The sequence below is a fragment of the Arenimonas sp. genome, from assembly GCF_035312645.1.
Taxonomy (GTDB): domain Bacteria; phylum Pseudomonadota; class Gammaproteobacteria; order Xanthomonadales; family Xanthomonadaceae; genus Arenimonas.
This window is the reverse complement of record NZ_DATGBO010000097.1, coordinates 21,724-28,435: the sequence shown is the minus strand read 5'-3', so window position 1 is coordinate 28,435 and position 6,712 is coordinate 21,724. Positions and strand designations below refer to the sequence as shown.

At 63.7% G+C, this 6,712-nt stretch carries 7 protein-coding genes; 5 read left to right on the top strand and 2 right to left on the bottom strand.

The window, feature by feature from the left end; translation table 11 throughout:
- The 5 genes from VKM35_RS09020 to VKM35_RS09000 form a co-directional block, all read left to right on the top strand.
- The coding region (locus VKM35_RS09020; RefSeq protein WP_324320577.1) for an acyl-CoA dehydrogenase family protein at positions 1–289 on the top strand (289 nt) is incomplete at its 5' end.
- A gap of 5 nt (positions 290–294) precedes the next feature.
- Positions 295–876, top strand: coding sequence for a GNAT family N-acetyltransferase (locus tag VKM35_RS09015; RefSeq protein WP_414636605.1), 582 nt, complete (start codon positions 295–297; stop codon positions 874–876).
- Positions 873–1,475, top strand: a complete 603-nt coding sequence (locus tag VKM35_RS09010) for a glutathione S-transferase family protein (protein WP_324320575.1) — start codon at positions 873–875, stop codon at positions 1,473–1,475. Before VKM35_RS09015 ends, VKM35_RS09010 begins: the two co-directional genes overlap by 4 nt.
- Before the next feature lie 32 nt (positions 1,476–1,507).
- Positions 1,508–3,784 (top strand): thiamine pyrophosphate-dependent enzyme, encoded by a 2,277-nt coding sequence (locus VKM35_RS09005; RefSeq protein WP_324320573.1) that lies wholly within the window; start codon positions 1,508–1,510, stop codon positions 3,782–3,784.
- Between the two features lie 46 nt (positions 3,785–3,830).
- On the top strand, positions 3,831–4,733 hold the full coding sequence (locus VKM35_RS09000; RefSeq protein ID WP_324320571.1) for an adenylate/guanylate cyclase domain-containing protein: 903 nt from the start codon (positions 3,831–3,833) through the stop codon (positions 4,731–4,733).
- Between the two features lie 89 nt (positions 4,734–4,822).
- Here VKM35_RS09000 and VKM35_RS08995 read toward each other — a convergent pair whose 3' ends face one another.
- Positions 4,823–5,725, bottom strand: coding sequence for a phosphate/phosphite/phosphonate ABC transporter substrate-binding protein (locus VKM35_RS08995; RefSeq protein ID WP_324320569.1), 903 nt, complete (start codon positions 5,723–5,725; stop codon positions 4,823–4,825).
- Positions 5,726–5,803: 78 nt separating this feature from the next.
- The gene (locus VKM35_RS08990) at positions 5,804–6,712 is read right to left on the bottom strand and encodes a folate-binding protein (RefSeq protein ID WP_324320567.1); all 909 of its coding nucleotides are present in this window, start codon (positions 6,710–6,712) and stop codon (positions 5,804–5,806) included.

The following is a 6,712-nucleotide window of genomic DNA, read 5'->3' as shown; positions in this document are numbered from 1 at the left end:
GGCGCGTCGGATCACGCTGGCGCAGCTGCTGGTCCTGCAACTTGGTCGCCTCAAAGACGCTGGCACGATGCAGCCGGCGCAGGTGTCGATGGCGAAATGGAACAATTGCCGCATGGCGCTGGACATCTCGCGCGAGGCGCGAGACATCCTCGGCGGCGCCGGCATCACCACCGAATACCCGCCGATCCGCCACGCGCTGAACCTGGAATCGGTGATCACCTATGAAGGCACCGAAACCGTGCATCAGCTGGTGATCGGCCGCGAAGTGACCGGCATCAACGCGTTCTGATCGCGATGGCCGCCGCTCCGGAAAGCGCAGCGCGAATTTCACTCGGACCGGTGCTCGAGACCGAGCGCCTGATCCTGCGTGTTCCGGAGCGAGGGGACTTCGACGCTTATGCCGAGATGATCGGCGACGAGGAAACCGCACGCTTCATCGGCGGCCACGCGCCACGCGCGGCGGCCTGGCGGCGCTTTCTTGCGATGCCCGGCGCCTGGGTATTGCAGGGTTATGCGATGTTTTCGGTGATCGAAAAAAGCAGCGACCGTTGCATCGGCCAGCTGGGTCCGTGGCAGCCGGAAGGCTGGCCGGGCACGGAAGTCGGCTGGGCTTTCCATCGCGCTGCCTGGGGCAAGGGCTATGCGACCGAAGCCGGGATCGCAGCGATCGACTGGGCGTTCACGCATCTGGGCTGGAGCGAAGTGATCCACTCGATCCATCCGGAAAATCGTGCCTCGCAGGCCTTGGCGCAGCGTCTCGGCTCGAGCAATCGCGGGCCGGGAAAACTGCCGGCGCCGTTCGCCGAGGAGCCCATCGAAATCTGGGCGCAGACCCGCGAACAATGGCAGGCGCGTCGAAGCGCGGCATCCGCATGATTACCGTCTACGGCATGCGGGCGTCTGGCAACTGCTACAAGATCCAGTTGCTTCTCGCGCATCTCGGCCAGCCCTGTCGCTGGGTCGAGACCGACAGCACCACCGGGCAGACGCGCACGCCGGAATTCCTGGCGAAAAACAGCAACGGCAAAGTGCCGCTGCTCGAACTCGAGGACGGCCGCACGCTGCCCGAGTCGGACGCGATCCTGTGTTATCTCGCCGAAGGCTCGCGCTATTTTCCTGATGATCGCTGGCTGCGTGCGCAGACACTGCAGTGGCTGTTCTTCGAGCAGTACAGCCACGAGCCCTACATCGCCGTCGCGCGTTTCGTCGCGAAATGGCTGCCCGCCGATCACCCGCGTCAGGCTGACTTGCCGCGCCTGCGCGAACGCGGTTATCAGGCGCTGGACGTGATGGAGAAACATCTCGCCGTGCAGAATTTTTTCGTCGCTGGCACCTACGGCATCGCCGACATCGCCCTGTACGCCTATACCCACGATGCTGCTGTCGGCGGTTTCGATTTCGCGCGCTATCCGGCGGTCACCGCCTGGCTGCGCCGGGTCGAGGCGCAGCCGGGCTTCATCGCGCAAACCTATTGACCCTTGCTGCATCCGACCGGAAAAAGAACGCCATGTCCGCCGTAGCTCCGCTGATTCCCGCCCGTCACAAAGACGTCAACCGCGCCAAGGTCTGCGACGACAATTTCGTCGAATTCGTCGGCCAGTGGTCGGGTACACCCTCGCGCAAACCGTCGCCGGACGCCCCGGTCTTGCCGGGCAGCCTGTGTTCGGCGCGGGATTTCATCGAGCTGTTCGAATCGCAGTTGATCTCGCGCCATCTCGACCTGATGGCGCGCGTTCTGCGCGTGCAACAAAAAGTTTTCTACACGATCGGTTCGTCCGGCCATGAAGGCAACGCGATGATCGCGCGCCTCACCCGCCACACCGATCCAGCTTTTCTGCATTACCGCAGCGGCGGTTTCATGGCCGAGCGTTTCCGCAAGCTGCCGGGCATGGATCCGATCATGGATTCGGCGCTGAGCTTTGCCGCGAGCAAGGACGATCCGATTTCCGGCGGACGTCACAAGGTCTGGGGTTCGAAGCCCTTGTGGGTGCTGCCACAGACCTCGACCATCGCCTCGCATCTGCCCAAGGCGCTGGGCACGGCGGTCGCGATCGAACAGGCCAAGCGCATCGGTCATGAGCTGCCGATTCCAGAAGATTCGATCGCGATCTGTTCGTTCGGCGATGCCTCCGCCAATCATGCGACCGCGCAGACCGCCTTCAACACGGCAGCGTGGACCGCGTACCAGAAACTGCCGGCACCGGTGCTTTATGTCTGCGAAGACAACGGCATTGGCATTTCGGTAAAGACGCCGACCGGCTGGATCGCCAATTCCTTCCAGCACCGCGACGGACTGGATTATTTCTATGCCGACGGGCTGGACATCGCCGGCGGTTACGAGCAAGTCGCGCGCGCCGTGCATCACTGCCGCAGCACGCGCCGCCCGACTTTCCTGCATCTGCGCACGACGCGGATCATGGGTCACGCCGGTACCGATTTCGAGATCGAGTGGCGCAGTTTCGAGGAGTTGATGGCGGTCGAAGCCGGCGATCCACTGCTGCGCTCGGCGGCGATCGCGCTGCAGTCGGGCGTACTGACCAGGGACGAATTGCTGGCGCTGTACGAAACCACGCGCAAGAAATGTTTTGCCGCCGCGGAAGAAGCCGATCGCCGCCCGAAACTCGACTCGCTGGCCGAGGTGATCGCGCCGCTGGCGCCATATACGCCGGACAAGGTGGCGGCCGAAGCTGCACGCACCGGTTACGACGAAAAGCGCCTGGCTGTGTTCGGCAGCGCGGAAAAACTGCCGGAAAAACTACCGCCGCGGCATCTGGCGATCCAGATCAACAACGCGCTGCACGACCTGTTCGCGAAATATCCGGAGTCGCTGCTGTTCGGCGAGGATGTGGCGCAGAAAGGCGGCGTGTACACGGTGACCAAGGGCTTGCAGAAAGCCTTCAAGGGCGCGCGCGTGTTCAACACGCTGCTCGACGAGACGATGATCCTCGGTCTGGCCCAGGGCTTCGCCAACATGGGCATGTTGCCGCTGCCGGAAATCCAGTACCTGGCGTATTTTCACAACGCCTGCGACCAGATCCGCGGCGAGGCGTGTTCGTTGCAGTTCTTCAGCAACGGCCAATACCGCAATCCGATGGTGATGCGCATCGCGTCGCTGGGTTATCAGCGCGGTTTTGGCGGGCACTTCCACAACGACAACTCGATCACTGCGCTGCGCGACATCCCCGGCCTCGTGGTCGGCTGCCCCAGCCGCGGCGACGATGCCGCGACCATGCTGCGCACGATGATGGCGCTGGCGAAAGTCGATGGCCGCGTTTGCGCGTACCTCGAGCCGATCGCGCTGTACATGACCAAGGATCTTTACGAGACCGGCGACGGCCAGTGGCTGACTTCGTATCCGGCGCCCGATCAGGCGATGGTGCTGGGCGAGGAGCGCGTGTATTTCCCGGAAGCCCGCGACCTGGTGATCTTCAGCTTCGGCAATGGCGTGCCGATGAGCCTGCGTGCTGCCCGCGAGATCGAGAAGGCGCAGGGCTGGAAGGTGCGCGTGGTCGATCTGCGCTGGCTGCAGCCACTCAACACCGAGGCGATCGCCCGCCACGCCGGCGAATGCGCGCGCATTCTTGTCGTCGATGAGGGCCGGCGCAGTGCCGGCGTCGGCGAGGGCGTGATCACGGCGGTGGTCGAGGCCGGGCAGGGCGCGAAACCGTTGCGTCGCGTGGTCGGTGTGGACACCTACACGCCGCTGGCTGGAGCGGCTTTCCTGGTCATTCCTTCCGACGCCGATATCGTCGCGATGGCCGGCGAACTGGCGCGGGGGCGTTGATCCGGGGGGACGCTAAGGTCCCTCAGGCTTGTCCTATACTCAGCCCATGAGCTCTTCCCGTCCGCAAACCATCCTTTTCGCCGACGTCAGCGGCAGCACCCGCCTGTTCGAGACCAAGGGCGATGTCGAAGCCCGCCGTCTGATCGCCGCGGTGCTCAATGCCCTCACGATCATCTGCCAGCAGCACGGTGGCCGTGTGATCAAAACCATCGGCGACGAGATCATGTGCACCTTGCCAGCAGCTTTGAACGGCGTGCTGGCCGCCTGCGACATGCAGCGCAAGATGGCTCGCGACATCGATTTTGTTCGCGACAACCTGGCGGTGCGCATCGGCCTGCACCACGGCGACGCGCTCGAGGAAAAGGACGGCGATGTCTACGGCGATGCCGTCAACACCGCCGCGCGCATGGCCTCGCTGGCCAAGCGCGAACAGATCGTCAGCACTGCCGCCACCGTCCAGGGCATCGGCGGCAAGGGCCCGGAAACCCGCAGCCTGGGCCGCGCCCGCGTCAGCGGAAAATTGCTGCCGATCGAGATCGTCGACGTGGTCTGGCAGGAAGATACGTCCGGCATGACCATGGTGCAGAGCGCGATCAAGATCGGCGACGGCGGTCAGCAGCCGGCAGGCGCGAAGCTGCGTCTGCGTCACCGTGGCAAGGTGATCGAGCTTGACGAAACTTCCGAACCTTTCATGATGGGTCGCGAGGCCACCAACGACCTGATGGTCGAGGCCGACTGGGTCAGCCGCACCCATGCCCAGATCGAATTCAAGCGCGGGCATTTCATGATCACCGATCGCTCGACCAATGCCAGCTACGTGCGTATTGGCGAAGACGACGAATTGCGCGTGCATCGCGACGAATTGCACCTGCGCAAGTCCGGCACGATCAGCTTGGGCCAGGCGGTGATCCTGAATGTCCAGGACGTGATCTATTTCGAAGCGGATTGAGCGGTCTATCCTCTTTCCGAGTCATGAAAAAAGCCGGCATCGCCGGCTTTTTTCTTTTGCGCTGCGATGCGGCAGATCGAAGTCGAGAATCAGCGGCCGCCCTTGCCCTTGACGGCTTTGACTTCCAGACCGACCGGCGGCGGTGGCGGTGCAGCCGCGGCCGGCGGCGGGGCATTCTTGCCGGGGATCGGCTGATAGCCGAACACGCCGCGCAGCAGGCGCTCGTTGCCGGCGTAATCGGCGGCGGTGGCCGGCACGAACTGCGTGGCGCCGATTTCATTGATCACCTCGTACAGCGAGTTGTCCTTGTGCAGGCGGAGCATCGCGTCGGTGACTTTCTTGCGCACATCGGCAGGCACGCTGGGTGCGGCAGACAGAGCGCGGCCCATGAAATCGCGCGAGGTCGCGACCGGCACGAGGTTGGGGTAAGTGGTCGCGATGTAACCCGGGACCATCGCCGCATCGGTTTCGTCGGCGAAGATCATTTCCACGCCGTCCTTCCAGCTGGCCGAGGCCGACTGGATTTCCGGCTGCGAAATCGGATTCTTGTACAGCTCGCCCAGCAGCAGGTAGCCCATGCTCGGCGCCGACATGCTGACGATGCGACGACCGACCAGGTAGTTCGCGCCCTTGGCGGCGACATCAGCATTGGCGAGCAGGGTGAAGCGGGTCGGATCGGAAACACGGACCAGCGGCGTGAAGCCCTGGCGATTGATGCGGTAATCGGTGAAGTGCGCTTCCTCGAAAGCGAAGTCGGTCTTGGTGGCGGCGCGCATGTCGCGCCAGTACACGTGGTAGTTCGCCGAGGTCTTGAGGATGAAATGCTGGCCGGTGGCCTTGCCGAGATAATCGAGCAGTGGCTTGTAGACTTCCTGGGCCTGCGCAGGTGGATAGTTGGGTTCGACGGTGATGGTGTAGTCGGCAGCGGCAGCCGGACGTACCAGCGCCAGGGCGATCATGGCGCCCAGAAAGGCGAGGGGCAGGGTCTTCATGGCGTCTATCTCCGTCGCGGTTTCAGGTCAATATAAAGCTAGTTTCGCCAATCTACGACGTTTGCGCAGTGATTGCTGTCACAAGGGTCGTTGCAGGCCGGGCAGCAGGTCGGGCGCCGAGACCGCCACGCCCAGCTGATTTCGCAGGTCAGGATCCGCGGCCAGGGTGCATACCGCCAATCCTTCAGTGCCCTCGTGGTCGAGGCTGACCACGGTGCCGATCGCGTTGCCTGCCGGATCGTACAGCGATTCGCCAACGCTCAGAGCCGGTGCTTGCACCCGCTGCAGGCCGCGCTTGGCCTGGCCCAGATAGTGCGTGCGCGCAACGATTTCCTGCCCCGGATAGCAGCCTTTCTTGAGGCTGAAAGCTCTAAGCCGGTCCAGCGAAAGCATCTGCGGCGTCCAGGTTTCGCGCTGCGATGCCGGTAGACGGGGCAGGCCATGTGCCAAGTCGAAGGCCAGCCAGCGGACGTCCGTCTGCGCCTGCGGTTGCTGCAGCGCGGGCGAGTCTTTCGGCAGCAGCAGGAGATAACGCGACTCCGACTCGCTTCCCCAGTCCATCGCCAGCCCGATGTCGGGCTGGCCCGACATGCGATCACCAGCGCTGAAGCCAGCCATCAGGCGCTCATCGAAATTCGCTGCGCAGACCCGATCCTCGCGCAGCGTGATCTTCAGTTTGCTGCGGAAGACATAGCGCTGCAGCAGCGGCTGCAATTCTGATGCGGGGTAGTCAGGCAGGATCGCGAGAAAGGAGTCGGCATCGATGCGCAGCAGCGCAAACAGCGCGATCACGCGGCCCTTGGCGTTGAGCCAGCCATTCCATTGCCACTGCCCGACGGCGAGCGCGAGCACGTCGTTCATCGTCTGTGACTGCAGAAATGTCGCTGCATCCGGACCATCGAAGCCCAGCAGGCTGAAGCCGGTGAGGACGGGGAAGGAGCGCGGGGGAGGATTTTCCTTGAACGGCATGGGGTCGGGAATTAACAT